Genomic DNA, 12,920 nt, shown 5'->3' with positions numbered 1-12,920 from the left:
AGCACCCTCAGAGAGCCGGTCGGTTCATTGTCCGCAGACCGAGTGGTACGGCTGGCCAGGCAGGACCGACTCCCACTCGCCTCGCGTGATGGCCCGACCGGCTTTCAGGCACAGACGTTGGACCCATGATTTGGCGTCGACGTCCCAGAGAATGATGGTGTTGTCGGATCCAGTCGCCGCCAGGAGACGGCCGTCGGGGCTGAAGACCGGGCCGCGCAGATAGGCCGGGTCCGGCTTCCAGGGAACGGTCAAGATGGCCATCCGTTCGCCTTGCGCAATCGACCAGAGACTGACGCCGCCACCGTCAGAGGCGAGCATGCTCCCGTCCGGGCTGAAGGCAACAGCTTCGCCGAGCGAGGCATGAAGGGTGTAAGTAGTACGCCTCGCCTTCGCCTTGAGATCCCATAGGATGATGCCAAAGTCGCCGCCGACGGCGGTGTTCGCGCTTTCCAGGGCCTTCCAAGCGAGGACGTCGCCCTTAGGACTGAAGCTCAGCCGGTATACGGGGTCGCCGCTGCCGCTAGAGAATGCACTGTACTGGGCCTTCTTCGTGACATCCCAAATGATGATTCTATTAAAGCCATAGCCTCCGGCGGCTAGGAGTCGACCGTCGGGACTGAAAGCCAGGCCGTGTACCTGGTAGTCCTCGCTCTCTTGGGGGGTGAGCGTAGCGACCCGCTCGCGGCGGGCCACATCCCACAGAATCACAGCACGGTTGGCCGCGGTGGCAAGGATGCTGCCGTCTGGGCTGAAGACAACCCCCGTGCTCGCCGGATCGGAGGGCGTGACGCCTGTCAGGGTCGCCGTCTTGGCGCGGCGAGCGACGTCCCAGAGAAGGACGTCTGTACCCGCAATGGTGGCGAGGGTTCGACTGTCCGGGCTGAAGGCAGGGTGGTTTCCTGAGCCGGGCAGATCAGCCAGTCGAACCTGTCTCGGGATGTCCCAGAGGAGGACTCCTCCATCGGTGGGGATCGCCAAAATCTTCCCGTCGGGGCTGAATGCGGGGCTACCGGAATAGTCATTCCCCGTGCCTGGCACCGTGGTCACGATCATTGGGTTCTGCGGAATGACGTTCCACATGACCAGTCTGCCGTCATTGCCTGAGGAGATCAGTGTTCGCCCGTCCGGGCTGAAAACGATGTCGAGAACGGCGCTGGTGTGACCGCCGCCGAGGCTGTCGAGCTGGGTTCGGTTGGCTACATCCCATAGGCTGATGCCAGCGCTATTGTCGCCGGCGGCCAAGATTCTGCCGTCCGGGCTGAAAGCAATGGCATTGACATCGCCGTCCCGCTCCCAAGTCGCCAGGGTTGTACGTTTCTCGACGTCCCAGAGGATCAGCTTGGCGTCGTGGCCCCCAGTGGCGATCATCCGTCCGTCTGGACTGAAAGCCATGTCGAACACCCCGCGGGTGTGACCGCCGGTCAGAGTCCCTAACAAAGTACCGGTGCTGACGTCCCACAATAGAACGTCGGCTCCCTGGTTCATCGCGAGGATCCGGCCATCTGGGCTGAAGAGGCCAGTGGCCTCGCCCGCGTCACCAAGCATGCTGCCCAGCTCTGTGTGAGTGGCAACGTCCCAGAGGGTGATCTTGCCTGAGGGATAGGACCGGGTAGTGTTGTCAATGCCGGGGATGGCGAGGAGACGTCCGTCTGGACTGAAGGCAGGGCGTCCGGTTCCGCTGAACGTGGCCTTTGCCGTTCCCAAGAGGGGATCCCATAGGACAACCTTGTCAACCTCTTCAACCGCGAGAGTCTTCCCGTCGGGACTGAACACCGCCGAGTAGGCATCACGGCTGCCTTGCAACGTACGAGCCGGGGCCTTGGGATGATCCAGGTCCCACAGCAGGAGCTGGCTGCCGTCTGCGCTGACCGAGACGAGCATGCGGCCGTCAAGGCTGAGCGCAAGACCGCTGACAGCCCTGCCCGGCCCAGCCACGAACCGTTCCACGTGCTGGCTGCGCTGCAGTTGCTGCACGAGATTCGCCCGGGCTTCGGCAGTGTTACTGATCTCGAAGGCAGCAGCGCTGAGCAACATCGCTGTCTGTAGATCACTCTGACTCCTAAGCTCGGCAGTGGCCGCCAGCTGGCGCGAATTCGCAATAGCGAGACGCTCCACGGCCATCTGCCGCTGTTGGAAGGCAACGACGGCCGCTGCACTCGCGGCGAGCGCCAACGTAGCCAAGCCAGCGACTGCAGCGCGGATCATCCGAGTTCTCCGCTTGTGCTGCGTTACATCTTCACCTTCCAGCTCGTCAACGGGCCGGCCGTGGATCCGCGCCGCGAGTTGGGCAAGAGGAGCACGGAACTTCGGATTCAAGAGGGTGAGCTGATTAGGATCATCCGCCCGATCGAAAGGCAGATATAAAGGCGCATGCTGGAAGACGCCGTACAACTCTGCGGGCAACGCGGATTCCTCAAGCTCGCCAGTTCGCTCGTCTTTAACCAGCTTTTCGAAGTCGCGAGCTTCGTCGTTCCATGCTAGTTTTCCAGCAGTGAGCACCAGGATCAGGTTACGGCCCGCGGGATCGCGCTCCAGCCACCAGCGAATCTCACGGATGACTGACTTCCTCATCTTCACCTCCGGACAGACAAGGAGAATGAGGAATCTGGATGCTCTCAGTGCTCGCTCAAACGATGGCCACATCTCCGAGGTCGCCGATTGGCTTGACTCATCCCGGAAGACTCTCAACGCTCTGAGGCGGTACCAGGGGCGCGCGAATGAGTGAAGGCCGTCGCGCAATGCGGCCGCAAGGATGGCGTCCGGCTCGCGGGCATAGGAGATAAATGCATCATAACCCGCTTCATCCGCGCCCCGTCGAGCCCAAGAACTCGAAAGCCTAGAGAACTGTGAACGTAACACTGATCGCAACGCCACGGCGCGCCTCCATTAAAGTCGACCGCTGCAGACAATATGGGTGCCCCATATCAGTATGAGTGGCTCAGGCGTCCCACCAGCGCTGCTCGGCAAGCGTGTCGAGCTGCCAGGTGAACAGCTCTGCCTCAGATTCGGGATGCTGTTGATGATCTCCACTCGCCGCAAGGGCCCGGGAGTACAGCCATGAGCCGGGGGTCGTGTGGGTCAGGCATACGGATCATGAGCCCGAAACCTGCGACGAGAGTCTGCCTGACGTCATCGCGCACGCGGCGACCGCGTCGGCTCCCGGGCAGGACATCGAGGCCCTAGAGAAGATTCACACCGACCGTCCGGCACTCGGCTTCGCCCCAACCAAGCACGTGATCGTCAACAGCCATGCCCCCGGGCCACAGCCCAGTTCCACGCGTTGCTCACTGTCAGCCGCCCCCAGCCGGGGCTGCGCAGGATCTACGACCTCGTGAAGGAGCGTCGGCAGGCAAGGCCGGTGGAGCTGCCAGGATGTCGATGCTGATGGTGGCCTTGTAGGTGCGACGGTCGCCTCTCAGACTCTTGTACGCGTAGCGAGACAATGGCCGTTTGACCGCGCGGGGGCTGACTCGCAGGCGTCGGTCGGGCATCAGCCGATGGTACCGACGAGATCGACGTTCTCGTCGGCGATGACGCCTGCGGCCTGGGCCACCTGGTCGCGGGCGGATTCCAGCGCAATGATGAAAATGCCCGGTCCGGGTCCGCCGTCGGGGTACCGTCAGCGCCATCCGTGATCGTGATTCGCAGGGCCCGGTGGACCGTCAGCAGAGTGTAGATCTCCTGAGCGATGCCGGCGAGGGTGCGGGCGCACAGACGCGGCGCCCGAGCGCGCAACGACCCATCCCCAAACGGCTGCCGACTGCCGACACCGCACGTCTGATCAGGCTAGGGTGATCTGCTCAGCCAGTCTAATTCTCGCGGGCCGGTGTGATCGCATCCAAATAAGATGGCTCCCGGTTCTCAATGCATAGAGAAATCAAGCGGACAGCATCGCGAAGTCGCCCCTCGGCCTGATCCGCCGATCCCTCAGGACTGACCTCGACCACAATACGTGCGCGGCCACCATTAAAAACAGCCATGGGAATGCTCTGCATCCAAACGCCTTGGGTGGATTGATCGAATTTCGACTCTGAATCCCCCGAAAGGCGACCCTCGATGACTAGAATGGCAAAATCACTGGATGTCTCCTCTAGTTGACCCAGCCATCCATCGAAGTCGCTAGGACTAAATATTATCTTGCGGCCGTAAGAATGTACTATGTTGACGCGGACATCGACGTCACGCACGGTGATGCCACTCCAGTCGACCGACCGCGTAGCCGACAGGTCCATGAAAGCTTCGAAGGACCCGCCATCGGACTCGCTGCTTAGCAGGTCCTTGTATGCACGCTGTCTCAGATAGCTGCTCTCGGATGTCACGGACACAGGATCCGGGGGCTGGGGATATCGCGACGCCTCAAGTTCCAGCGTCGCCATAATCTTCCGAATCCCACCCCGAATGTTTTTGCGCATGTCCGCATGCAAAAGGCCCTCTGTCTCAGGCGGCAGCCGCACGTCGTCGACGACAACTGGAATCAGGCGAAGTCCACGTTTGATCATAAAGTCCGCGGCTATATTTAGTTCATACCTGAGCCAGTTTGATTCCACGGAAGTGGCCGAGATAACGACGATGACTACCTTCGCATCTCGAATCCCCTCGGATACTTTGCGGGGTAGTGGATCTCCCGCAAGCAGTTCCTTCTCATCAAGCCATGTGTCATACCCCGCTTCCCTCAGGGGCGTTTCGATTCTACGGCGCACAAACGGCTTGTCAGCCGAGGAATGTGAGATGAAGATCTTCCCGAGCGCAGCCTTCCCCCATAATGCGGTCAATGCGTCTCCTATTTGATGATTCCTGCAGGCTCAGGCTGGCTCATCCAGACAGGTGAGCTCTCGGTGGGGCACTTCACCAGACCTCACCTCCCTCCAGCCAGCCGCAGTTCGGGCACCTTACTCCGGCGTACTGGTCATCGCGGAAGTGATCCACTCCGTACGTCTGCTCCAGCTCAAACGATGGCACTCCGCAATTCGGGCATCCCACGACCACCCCATAGCCGTGGAAGTACCGATACTCCAGCCCGGACTCTTCGATCGTCTGCTGCATACGCTTGAGCAGTTCAGCTTGGGTATTGATTCCCAGAATTCGGCGCACCGCCTGCTCGCTCTCGCCCTCGGCCAGGGACACCCACAGTAGAGGGCGCAAGAGCGCGGGCAGTTCTGCGTCGTCAAGCCGCAGCGGGATGATCCGCATGGACTCATCAGCCAGCCGGCGGGCGAGGGCGGACTCCATCTCCGTGTTTACCCATGTGGAGGCAGCGGCGTGCTTGGACCAGAACAACAGCACGGTGTCGACCATCTCCAGGGCCTGGCTCACCTTGCCCACGATCGAATCACCGGGATGCAACTCCCACTCATCCAGCCAGATGTCGACGCCGGCCAGGCGGAGTTGCGCCGCAAATGGGGTAACCAGCCCCTTGTCCCTCTGGCTGTGCGACATAAAGGCATGCATGCTGCCAGTGTGGCAGACGGCAGCCCGGTCCCAACTCCCTGCCGAGGCCGCCGCACTCGTGTCCACGCCCCTGGTCGATGTTGTTGGACATCGCTGACGGACACACTCCGTCTTGCCGGGTGGTACTGACACTGCCGAGGTCATCGGGGGCCAGGGCTGTTTCAAAGTCCCGGTGAGTACGTGAGCCCGCAGGTCATGGCGATGCAGGGGTCCGGGCCTGGCCCGTCACGAACGCAACGAAGCTCCGGTTGAACGGGGTGACCTTCCCAAGTCGCCCTGAGCCGCCGGAGCTTCGATGTGCCGCCAGTCTGCCACCGTCTGCCTGATCAAGTCGCCCGCTCTGGACGGCGTGGCAGGATTGTCGCTGGTGGAGCGGTTGCGGCTGCTGCCCGATCCGCGTCGACGGCGAGGGGTGCGTCACCCGTTCGTGGCGGTGCTCCTGGTCGCCGCCTCGGCGGTGGTTTCCGGCGCGCGCTCGTACGCGGCCATCGGCCAGTGGGCCGCGAACGCTCCGCAGCACACCCTGGTCCGGCTGGGCGCCAGGGTCGCAGGCGCGCTGGGCATGCGCGTCGCACCGAGCGCCGCCACGATCCGGCGAGTCATCGCTCTGGTCTGCCCGGGCGGCCTGGCCGACCTGACCGGCGCCGATCCGGTCGGCTCGGAATCGGTGGCCGTGGACGGCAAGACGGCCCGCGGCTCCCGACACGACACTTCGCCCGCCGCCCACCTGCTGGCCGCGATGACCGACGATGGCCGGACCGTCACCCAGCTGCGGGTTCCCGACAAGACCAACGAGATCACCTGCTTCGCCTCGCTACTGAAGCCCTACAGCCTGACCGGAATCACGGTCACGGCCGATGCCCTGCACACCCAACGCGCCCACGTTCGCTTCCTGGTCGAGGAGAAGAAGGCCCACTACCTGCTGGTGGTCAAGGCCAACCAGCCCGAACTGCATCGCAGGCTGCGGTCGTTGCCGTGGAAGGAGGTCACCGCACGCCACTACGACCGCGAGGCCGGCCACGGCCGCAAGGAGACCCGTGTGACCAGAGCCCTCACCGTCACCGACCTCGACCTGGACTTCCCCCACGCCGTCCAGGCCGCACGCATCCTGCGCTACCGCACCGACCTCAAGACCGGCATCGTCAGCCGCCAGACCATCTACGCGATCACCGACCTGACCTCGCACCAGGCCTCGCCCCAGCGCCTCGGCCGGCTGGCCAGGTCGTAATGGACCATCGAGAACCGGCTGCACTTCGTCCGCGACACCGCCTTCCGTGAGGACACCTCGAAGATCCGTACCGGCCATGGACCCGAGAACATGGCGACCCTCCGCAACCTGGCGATCAACACGCTGCGGCGGCACGGGCACCGCAACATCGCCGCCGGCCTCCGGCACGCCTCCTACGAGCCCTTCAGCCGCCCGCTCGACCTCCTCGGCCTCGCCTGACCAGCACAGTCACAAGATGTGACTGAGCATTTCAGTTGGCCAGTTGAGCAACGCCCGGCAGGATCTGTCGCATGACACGCGACGACCTCGCCGAGATGCTCGCCGACCAGACGCCGGCCTGCGGCCCCGCACGCGACGCCCTGCTCTCCGGAGGCACCTTCACGGTCTGGGACAGCCTCATCCCCGCCAACCAGCATTTCGGCGTCTACCGGCGCCGCCTCCGGACCACCCAGAGGCGCGGGGTCGCGACGCTCGGCCTCACCGAGACCGTTGGGATCCTCGAACAAGCAGGAGACGAACCCTTGCGCATCGGCCTGATCCAGACAGCGGATCGCGCCTGGGGGTTCATGCTCTTCTTCAACGCCGCAGCCACGACGGTGCTGGCATGCGCCCGAGGCGGCCGCGTCCGGCCCGAGGACGACTGACAGCGAGCCGAACGCTCAACCGGCCACCTCGACCACTCACTGGCCAGCTGAAGCGCTCAGTCACACAAGATCACCGAACTTTGCAACGGCCCTGCATCGGGGGCACGTCAAATTCTCATTCGCGTGGGTTCTCTGCGGTGATCCGCGCGTTCGGCCTGGTTGAAGGCGCGAGTTGACTGATCATCGCCCGAATCTCCGGGCCCCGCCATACTGCCGGTATGCACCTGATGGACAACACCGTTTTTCGGCGTCACGCCTGCCGTGACCGCCGCAGCGCCATCCGACACGGACACCCCACACATCAAGCCAGCGACGGCCAAGCGTACTGACGCTCACAGAGCGGACCGTACCCACGACGCGACGAACAACAGAGGCCGTGACCGTATTGCCCAGGATTATCCGATCAAGGCACTGGTCAGGACGATCACGACACATGGCGCGCCCCTCCGAGATCCACGAGGTGCTGCCATGCCCAAGCTCGATCGCACTTATCGCCACGACAAGGGAGCGCCGCAGGTCGGACGGCCATTCCGTACGCCGTGAGCGCAGGGTGAGTACGTGGTTCCCCACCGCTGATACCAGTCACGCGACCATGGCATGGCAACCCACCCAACCATCATTGGGAGCGATCATCATGCGCTCCGCAGCCCACGCCGGGCATGTCTTCCGCCGGTGCGGCTGCCGCGACCACAACGGCAAGCAGCTCGGAACCCTCTGCCCCAAGCTCGCCGCCGACCCCGATCACGGCACCTGGACCTTCTCCCTCGACCTGCCCTCCCCCGACCAACGGCGCAACATCGTCCGCCGCGGCGGCTACCCCACCGCCGAGGCCGCCCGAACCGCCCTGCGCCGGAAGATCGAGGGCCAGGCCGGCGGCTTCAACGCCGACCCCAACCAGACCGTCGCCGACCACCTGACCGCCTGGCACGCACCAGCTCGTCAGTGCTCGAACGGGCGACATGGCATTGGCCCCAATGAGCTCGGTTCAACTTGAAAGTGCAGGTCACGGGGCTGGCATGGGTCGCGGCTGGGGTACTCGTGCTGGTGGGGACCGTGATCGGTAGCAGGTGATCGTCCGTCAGCGCTGGACCTCGGTGTTCGTCAGCACGAGGAGGGCCCGCAGCAACGTGGTCGCGTGCCGGGCGTTCATGCGGACTTTGGTGAGGATTCGCCAGTTCTTCAAGCCGGCGAAGCCGTGCTCGTTGGCCGCGCGTTCGCGGCTGACCAGCCGGTTCGCCTCCTTCTGGGCGGCGGTCAGCGGATGGCCGCGCGTCGCCCGCCGACCGGTGATGATCACCGGGTCGCCGGGATCGTCGTCCAGGCCGACGAAGCCGAGGTCGGCCAGGGCGCCCAGGCCGGCGTCCCGCAGGTGGGCAGTGATCTTGTTGTGGCGGGCGGTGGTGATCTCACTGGATCGGCCCGGCTTCGACGCCGAGATCCACAGCAGGTTGCCCCGCTCGTCGGTCAGGGCCAGGAACAGCAGGCCGTGGGCCTTGTGCTTGCCGCTGTAGTTCGACCGGTTCTCGTCCCCGGTGCGTCGGCGGGTGCGGACCAAGGTGCCGTCGAGCAGCACAACAACACCACCCGTGCGGGTGATTCTCCTCAGGGCGCGGTCCAGGCGCGGGGCCCGCGCGGCCAGCAGTTCGATCACCTCCAATAGCCAGCGGCGGACCGTAGAGGCGGAGATGTCGTTGCCGCCCGCCATGTCGGAGAGCCGCTGGTCGTGGCGCAGGACCGCGAGGACGATCAGGGCGATCTTCCCGGGCGGCAGCTTTCGCCAGCGCGAGCCGATCTTCTTCAGATGGCCGCGGATCAGGCCGCAGACCAGATCCAAGGTGGCGCTGGACAGCTCCAGGCGGCACTGGTAGACAAGGCCGTCAGGGCCCTCGGCGGGGCTGGTTTTCTTTCGCATGGAATCCCCAACTTCCGCCGGGGGCTCTTGCGTTACGCCGAAATTCAGCCGGTACAGGTCATGCGGAAGTCAGGGGCAGGGCGGTGAAGCGGCCAGCGGGGGTGCGGTGCAGCCATCCCCGGTCCGCCAGGCGCTTGAGCTTGTCGCGGACCGGCTCGACCTGCCCGGGTCCAGTGCCCCTGCCGAGCTTGACGCTGACATCCTTGGCCGGAACCGGCTCCGACGCCGCCGTCACGATCTTCATGATCGCTTGGTAGTCCGCGGGCAGCGTGCTGGGGTCCATACCGTCCTCGCGGTGCGGGACCAGCAGCATCCCGCCCGCCCCCGGCGAGGTTGTGACCCGCCCGAACTCCTCGGCCATGGCCGGGTCGTCGGCCGTCCCGGCCCGCTGGGCGTCGGCGAACTGCCCGAACACCACCTCCGCGGCCTCCAACCGGGCGACCTCGGCGTCGATCTCGGCGAGCTCCTTGCGCAGCCGCTCGGCACGGTCGGCCAGCACCACCCGACGCTGCATCACCCACACCAGCACATCCGCCACGAGCGTCCCCTTCCCGCGCCCCTCCCACGGAGCGTACGCGGCGGCTACGGCCCGGCAGAGCGATTCCGGCGAAGCGGTCGCGCGGCAGACGATCACCTGCTACCGATCACGGCCCCCACCAGCACGAGCACCCAGCCGCAACCCATGCCAGCCCGTGACCCTGCAGCTTCAACATGAACCGAGCTCAATGCGCCATTTAGAGGAACCATGAAAGACCGTGCTTCATTCCGGGTATGGCTCGCACGCTCAGATATGAGTAGGTCAGTACTCATGCCCCCGACAGCGACCTTGGTTATAAGGGGTTCGAGTTTCACAACACGCCAGGAGGCCTGCATGGGGGACCACCGAGCGCCAGGTGTTTATGTCGATGAACCCCTGACCGTCGCCGGCCCCGTCACCGGAGTCGGCACGAGCACAGCGGCCTTCATCGGACCGGCACTGCGCGGAGCCACGGGGAAACCGATAAAGGTCACTAACTGGACGCAGTTCACGGCGCAGTTCGGTGACTACATCACCGCCCCGCGGCGCTACCTGGCGCACGCAGTGCGCGGGTTCTTCGACAACGGCGGCACTGTCGCGTACGTGGTGCGGATCGGCACGGCCACCCAGGCGTCACTGGACCTGAACGACCGGGGGACGCCGGCGGCCACAGCCTTGGTCGTCCGGGCGCGGGACGACGGCCCGGCGGGCAACGCGATCAAGGTCGCTGTCGGTGACGCGCGGATCGTGGGGGATGCCAAGGTGCTGCAGGCGGAGGTGGCGCACGCATCCGCCGCGGGAAGAGTGGTCACGATGCCCACGGTGGAGGAGGCCAGGCGATTCGTCCCCGGAGACCTCGTCGACATCGACGGCACGTTCGCGGAGATCGACCGGGTACGCGGCAATGAGCTCATTCTGACGGCCCCTCTGGCCGACAGCGTCCAGGACAAGACGGTACGCACGGCCGACCTCAAGCCGGGGCAGCGGCGCTTCCGCGTCGACAAGCCGCAGGGCATCGAACGGGGCACCCTGCTCACCCTTAAGCAGGCCGACACGAGCGAGTCGGTCGTCGTCGAGGGGGTGAGCGGAGACGTGATCGAGATCGGCGAGGCACTGGTCAACGCCTACACCGCGCCACCCGTGGTGACCTCGGCCGAGTTCTCGCTGCAGGTCACGAGCCCGAACGCCGTCCCCGAGGCCTTCAACAACCTGTCGATGGACCCCCGCCACAGCCGCTACTTCGCCGGGGTGGTCTCTTCCACGCTGATCGAGGTCGCGCTGCCGGACGAACCTGGCACCCACGCGGCGCCAGCCAACCTGCCGGCGGTCCTCGCCGCGACCTCACTGGCCGGCGGCGAGGCCGACAGGGGCGAAGGCATCGAGCTCGCCGTGTACGAGGCGGCGCTGGCCGAACTGGAGCGGGTCGGTGACGTCAACATCGTCTGCGTGCCGGACGCGGTGAGGCTGCCCACCGTGCAGCAGAAGGTGGTGGATCACTGCGAGAAGATGCGCGACCGGTTCGCAGTGCTTGACGCTCCGGACGCCACATCCGCGCTGGCGGAGGACGGGGTGCTGGCATACAGGGAACAGCTGACGTCCGAGCACGGCTACGCGGCGCTGTACTACCCGTGGCTGGTGATCTCCGATCCGGCGGGCCGCGGCACGGTGGCGGTACCCCCGTCGGGCCACCTGGCCGGAGTGTACGCGCGCAGCGACGCCCGGCAGGGGGTGCACAAGGCGCCCGCGAACGAGCCGATCGCCGGTGCGTTCGGCGTGACGCGGGTTCTGGACGTGGCCGAGCAGGGTGAGCTGAACGACAACGGGGTGAACGTGATCCAGGCGTTCGCCGGGAGCACGCGGCCGGTGGTGTGGGGGGCTAGGACCATCGCGCCCTGGCAGGATTCGACCTGGCGGTACGTCAACGTGCGCCGTCTGTTTCTCTTCATTGAGGAGTCCCTGCAGGAGGGGCTGCGCTGGGCGGTCTTCCAGCCCAACGACCTGTCGCTGCGCAAGCGGGTCCAACATACGGTGAACGAGTTCCTCACCCGGGTGTGGAGCGACGGCGCACTGTTCGGCGCGACCGCCGCCGAAGCCTTCTACGTGAAGATCGACGACGAGAACAACCCGGCCGGCGTCCGTGATCTCGGCAGGCTCGTGGTGGACATCGGGGTCGCGCCGGTCCGGCCCGCGGAGTTCGTGGAGGTCCGGATCGGCATGTCGCAAGGTGGTTCCCAGGTACAGGAGGGCTAGGCCGCGATGGTGCAGACAGGATTGCGGGTCGACCCGTATGTCAACTTCAACTTCCTGGTCGAGCTGGACGGCATCGCCCAGGCCAGCTTCATGGAGTGCACCGGCATCGAGTCGGTCACCGAGGTGATCGAGACCAGGCAGGGCGGCCAGAACACGACCGTCCTCAAGGGTCCCGGCAAGACCACCTACTCCGACATCACCCTCAAATGGGGGCTGACCGACTCCACCGAACTGTGGGAGTGGCGCCAGGCCATCATCGAGGGCCGGGTGCAGCGCAAGAACGGCTCGATCGTCGTGTACGACCTCGCTAACAAGCGTGAGGTGGTGCGCTGGAACTTCGTCAACGCCTGGCCGACCAAGTGGGACGGGCCGGCTTTCAACGCCATCGGACACGAGACGGCGGTCGAAACACTCGTCCTCGTGCACGAGGGCATCACCCGGGTGGTGTGAGCGTGCCGGACAACGGTTCCGTGTTCAGCACGGAGTACGAGTTCACGTTGCCGCTGGGCTACCTCGACGTCGAGGGCACGCTGCACCGCGACGGGGTGATGCGGCTGGCGACCGCGGCCGACGAGATCCTGCCGATGAAGGATCCGAGAGTGCGGGCGCTGCCCACGTACCTGATCGTGATTCTGCTCGCCCGGGTGGTGGTCCGGCTCGGCACCCTGCCCGAGGTGAACCCGGCGGTCATCGAGAGCCTGTTCTCCCAGGACCTCACCTACCTGCAGGAGATCTACAACCGCCTCAACGGCCTGTCACCGCCGGTGATGGCGGTGACCTGCCCGCACTGCGAGGCCGGGTTCGAGATGGAGGCACCCCTGCCGGGGGAATCCGTGGCTACCCCCTGGAAGGGGTCTACCAGGAGGTCGCCCAACTGGGACGCCATGTCCACTGGACCCACACCGAGCTGATGAACCTCGA

At 65.2% G+C, this 12,920-nt stretch carries 12 protein-coding genes; 7 read left to right on the top strand and 5 right to left on the bottom strand.

The annotated features are described in order from the left end of the window. Positions 1-24: 24 nt before the first annotated feature. The 3 genes from ACZ5GH_RS27315 to ACZ5GH_RS27305 form a co-directional block, all read right to left on the bottom strand. Entirely contained in the window at positions 25-2,571 is a 2,547-nt protein-coding gene (locus ACZ5GH_RS27315) for a WD40 repeat domain-containing protein (RefSeq protein ID WP_464335527.1), read from the bottom strand. 1,238 nt (positions 2,572-3,809) lie between these two features. Further along, positions 3,810-4,772: a toll/interleukin-1 receptor domain-containing protein gene (locus ACZ5GH_RS27310; protein ID WP_464335526.1), complete on the bottom strand. Its 963-nt coding sequence runs from the start codon at positions 4,770-4,772 to the stop codon at positions 3,810-3,812. 73 nt (positions 4,773-4,845) lie between these two features. Further along, complete coding sequence (locus ACZ5GH_RS27305; RefSeq protein WP_464335525.1) at positions 4,846-5,448, bottom strand: toll/interleukin-1 receptor domain-containing protein; 603 nt, start codon at positions 5,446-5,448, stop codon at positions 4,846-4,848. Between the two features lie 295 nt (positions 5,449-5,743). On the opposite strand from ACZ5GH_RS27305, the gene ACZ5GH_RS27300 reads away from it, so the two are divergent. The 4 genes from ACZ5GH_RS27300 (at position 5,744) to ACZ5GH_RS27285 (ending at position 8,314) form a co-directional block, all read left to right on the top strand. Then, positions 5,744-6,676 (top strand): ISAs1 family transposase, encoded by a 933-nt coding sequence (locus tag ACZ5GH_RS27300; protein ID WP_464335524.1) that lies wholly within the window; start codon positions 5,744-5,746, stop codon positions 6,674-6,676. A gap of 90 nt (positions 6,677-6,766) precedes the next feature. Next, a complete protein-coding gene (locus ACZ5GH_RS27295) occupies positions 6,767-6,895 on the top strand; it encodes a hypothetical protein (protein WP_464335523.1) in 129 nt (42 codons plus the stop codon). Positions 6,896-6,966: 71 nt separating this feature from the next. Beyond that, positions 6,967-7,320, top strand: a complete 354-nt coding sequence (locus ACZ5GH_RS27290; protein WP_380456145.1) for a hypothetical protein — start codon at positions 6,967-6,969, stop codon at positions 7,318-7,320. Between the two features lie 634 nt (positions 7,321-7,954). Continuing rightward, the gene (locus ACZ5GH_RS27285; protein WP_464335522.1) at positions 7,955-8,314 is read left to right on the top strand and encodes a hypothetical protein; all 360 of its coding nucleotides are present in this window, start codon (positions 7,955-7,957) and stop codon (positions 8,312-8,314) included. An 84-nt stretch (positions 8,315-8,398) separates the two neighbouring features. Here the strand turns inward: ACZ5GH_RS27285 and ACZ5GH_RS27280 are convergent, their stop codons facing one another. Together ACZ5GH_RS27280 and ACZ5GH_RS27275 are read right to left on the bottom strand one after the other, a co-directional pair. Next, entirely contained in the window at positions 8,399-9,232 is an 834-nt protein-coding gene (locus ACZ5GH_RS27280; RefSeq protein ID WP_464335521.1) for a transposase family protein, read from the bottom strand. Between the two features lie 58 nt (positions 9,233-9,290). Then, the gene (locus ACZ5GH_RS27275; RefSeq protein ID WP_464335507.1) at positions 9,291-9,770 is read right to left on the bottom strand and encodes a hypothetical protein; all 480 of its coding nucleotides are present in this window, start codon (positions 9,768-9,770) and stop codon (positions 9,291-9,293) included. A gap of 333 nt (positions 9,771-10,103) precedes the next feature. Between ACZ5GH_RS27275 and ACZ5GH_RS27270 the strand changes: the two genes are divergently transcribed. Genes ACZ5GH_RS27270 through ACZ5GH_RS27260 form a run of 3 tightly spaced genes read left to right on the top strand, consistent with a single transcriptional unit; the run spans position 10,104 to position 12,910 of the window. Next, a complete protein-coding gene (locus ACZ5GH_RS27270) occupies positions 10,104-11,999 on the top strand; it encodes a phage tail sheath subtilisin-like domain-containing protein (RefSeq protein WP_464335520.1) in 1,896 nt (631 codons plus the stop codon). Positions 12,000-12,005: 6 nt separating this feature from the next. Then, a complete protein-coding gene (locus ACZ5GH_RS27265; protein WP_464335519.1) occupies positions 12,006-12,449 on the top strand; it encodes a phage tail protein in 444 nt (147 codons plus the stop codon). Between the two features lie 20 nt (positions 12,450-12,469). Further along, positions 12,470-12,910 carry a hypothetical protein gene (locus ACZ5GH_RS27260; RefSeq protein WP_464335518.1) on the top strand — a complete coding sequence of 147 codons (441 nt, stop codon included), beginning with the start codon at positions 12,470-12,472 and terminating at the stop codon, positions 12,908-12,910. The last annotated feature ends 10 nt before the right edge of the window (positions 12,911-12,920 follow it).

The sequence above is a fragment of the Kitasatospora sp. Xyl93 genome (genome assembly GCF_055383135.1).
Note: the sequence above shows the minus strand (reverse complement) of the source record. Positions and strands in the feature narration are given on the sequence as shown.

Coding starts and splice junctions, on each gene's coding strand:
- ACZ5GH_RS27315 (WP_464335527.1), bottom strand. CDS start 2,571: ATGAGGAAGTCAGTCATCCGTGAGATTCGCTGGTGGCTGGAGCGCGAT.
- ACZ5GH_RS27305 (WP_464335525.1), bottom strand. CDS start 5,448: ATGCATGCCTTTATGTCGCACAGCCAGAGGGACAAGGGGCTGGTTACC.
- ACZ5GH_RS27300 (WP_464335524.1), top strand. CDS start 5,744: ATGTGCCGCCAGTCTGCCACCGTCTGCCTGATCAAGTCGCCCGCTCTG.
- ACZ5GH_RS27295 (WP_464335523.1), top strand. CDS start 6,767: ATGGCGACCCTCCGCAACCTGGCGATCAACACGCTGCGGCGGCACGGG.
- ACZ5GH_RS27290 (WP_380456145.1), top strand. CDS start 6,967: ATGACACGCGACGACCTCGCCGAGATGCTCGCCGACCAGACGCCGGCC.
- ACZ5GH_RS27285 (WP_464335522.1), top strand. CDS start 7,955: ATGCGCTCCGCAGCCCACGCCGGGCATGTCTTCCGCCGGTGCGGCTGC.
- ACZ5GH_RS27280 (WP_464335521.1), bottom strand. CDS start 9,232: ATGCGAAAGAAAACCAGCCCCGCCGAGGGCCCTGACGGCCTTGTCTAC.
- ACZ5GH_RS27270 (WP_464335520.1), top strand. CDS start 10,104: ATGGGGGACCACCGAGCGCCAGGTGTTTATGTCGATGAACCCCTGACC.
- ACZ5GH_RS27265 (WP_464335519.1), top strand. CDS start 12,006: ATGGTGCAGACAGGATTGCGGGTCGACCCGTATGTCAACTTCAACTTC.